At 39.7% G+C, this 1,942-nt stretch carries 3 protein-coding genes; 1 reads left to right on the forward strand and 2 read right to left on the reverse strand.

The window, feature by feature from the left end; genetic code table 11:
* Positions 1-37 precede the first annotated feature (37 nt).
* On the forward strand, positions 38-1,348 hold the full coding sequence (gene chrA / locus BAZSYMA_RS03625; protein WP_090715715.1) for a chromate efflux transporter: 1,311 nt from the start codon (positions 38-40) through the stop codon (positions 1,346-1,348).
* A gap of 25 nt (positions 1,349-1,373) precedes the next feature.
* Here chrA and BAZSYMA_RS10335 read toward each other — a convergent pair whose 3' ends face one another.
* Positions 1,374-1,682: a hypothetical protein gene (locus tag BAZSYMA_RS10335; RefSeq protein WP_241502540.1), complete on the reverse strand. Its 309-nt coding sequence runs from the start codon at positions 1,680-1,682 to the stop codon at positions 1,374-1,376.
* Positions 1,683-1,725: 43 nt separating this feature from the next.
* A partial coding sequence (locus BAZSYMA_RS10340) for a Fic family protein (protein WP_241502541.1) occupies positions 1,726-1,942 on the reverse strand: 217 nt, incomplete at its 5' end.

The raw sequence follows: 1,942 nt of genomic DNA on the forward strand, positions 1-1,942 counted from the left end.
TTGGCTGGGGTTTTTTTTATTTAAAAGAAAGTAACAAATGAATGCAACACAAACACCTTTAAAACCTAGTTTTATTCAATTTTTCATCTATTGGTTAAAGCTCGGTTTTATCAGTTTTGGCGGACCTGCAGGGCAAATTTCAATGATGCACCAAGAGTTGGTAGAGAAGCGTCGCTGGATTTCTGAGCATCGTTTTTTACATGCGCTAAATTACACCATGATATTACCAGGCCCAGAAGCACAACAACTTGCCACTTATATTGGCTGGTTGATGTTTGGTGTGCGTGGCGGACTTGTAGCTGGCATACTGTTTGTCTTACCCTCTTTGTTTATTTTGAGCACATTAACATGGATATATCTGAGTTATGGTAATGTGAGTGCGGTAGCAGGAGTTTTGTATGGTATTAAGCCTGCGGTGACCGCTATTGTTTTGTTCGCCGCTTATCGTATTGGCTCTAAAGCCTTATCAAACAATATTCTAAAAGTACTTGCAGTACTTGCATTTGTTGCGATTTTTGCATTGAAAGTGCCTTTCCCTTATATTGTTTTAAGTGCTGCTTTAATTGGCTATATAAGTGCAAAATTTTTACCTGATACTTTTAAGGCGGGCAAGCATCACGGCAACGGCAAAAACAGTTACGGCCCAGCATTGATTGATGACAATACACCTATTCCTGAACATGCTAAATTTAAGTTGTCGCGTTTAATTGGTTTTTGTGTGGTCGGTGTTGTACTTGGCATTGCAGTGATGAGTTTTTTGGATAATAAAGTCTTGTATGATATGGGTGAGTTCTTTATTAAAGCTGCATTTGTTACTTTTGGCGGTGCTTACGCAGTGTTGCCTTATATCTACCAAGGCGGTGTTGAGCAGTATGGTTGGCTGAGTAGCACACAGATGATGGATGGCTTGGCTTTGGGGGAAACCACCCCAGGTCCTCTGATTATGGTAGTGGCATTTGTGGGCTTTGTGGGTGCAACTGTAAAAGAAGTTTTTGGCGCAGATTCAATGCTAATGGCAGGTTTTGCAGGTGCATCAGTGGCTACTTTCTTTACTTTCTTGCCCTCATTTTTGTTTATTTTCTTAGGCGGACCAGGGGTTGAAGCCACGCGTGGAGATTTGAAATTCAGCGCACCGTTATCCGCAGTAACAGCGACTGTGGTGGGTGTGATTGTGAATTTAGCGCTATTTTTTGCCTTTGCTATACTCTATCAAAATAACCAAATTGACTGGATAGCCATCGCTATCGCTATCATTGCATTCATTGCATTATTTCGCTTTAAAGTTGGAATTATGAGTGTGATTTTCCTGAGTGGCGTCATAGGGTTGGGTATTGTTTATTTTGGTTAAACAAAATTAACTGATTGTTAGCGTGCTACACTCGAACTAATTCTAACAATGGCTCGAAAGAATACATTACACCCCGTCTACCAGAGGGCTCCATAGAGACTTTTATTAGACCTGCACTTAACAAACCCTTACTAAAACGCGCAGCATTTTGTGTAGAAAATCCACATCTTTTTGACAAACCGTTATTCTTAAAAATAGGGTTGGCAAAGACAAAATCTAACACTTTGACGCTCCATTTAGAGGATAAAACTTCTGTAAATGGAGCCTTTATTTGCTCATAAAGCCCTGTAATTTTTTTAGCAGTATCTAGATTTCTGAGAGCTTGTTGTTCCACTGCAGTAAAAAAGAAAACACACCAAGAATCCCAATCGTTATTCTTAGAAACTCCCCCTCATAATATCAACATACAAATCTTTATTTTCTTCCAAATAGGTGCTCATATAAAAATGTGGCTGAGAGAGTAAACCCAGCGACCATAGCATGAGGGTAATTAACATTCTGCCAATACGACCATTGCCATCTTTAAAGGGGTGTAGCGCTTCAAATTCAACATGGGCAATGGAAACTTTGAGCAATTGAATTTCTGAGCTATTA

It is taken from the genome of Bathymodiolus azoricus thioautotrophic gill symbiont, assembly GCF_001298715.1.
Classification (GTDB): domain Bacteria; phylum Pseudomonadota; class Gammaproteobacteria; order PS1; family Pseudothioglobaceae; genus Thiodubiliella.

Bases quoted from the DNA above. Each gene is read 5' to 3' on its own strand.
- chrA (WP_090715715.1), top strand. From the start codon at position 38: ATGAATGCAACACAAACACCTTTAAAACCTAGTTTTATTCAATTTTTC.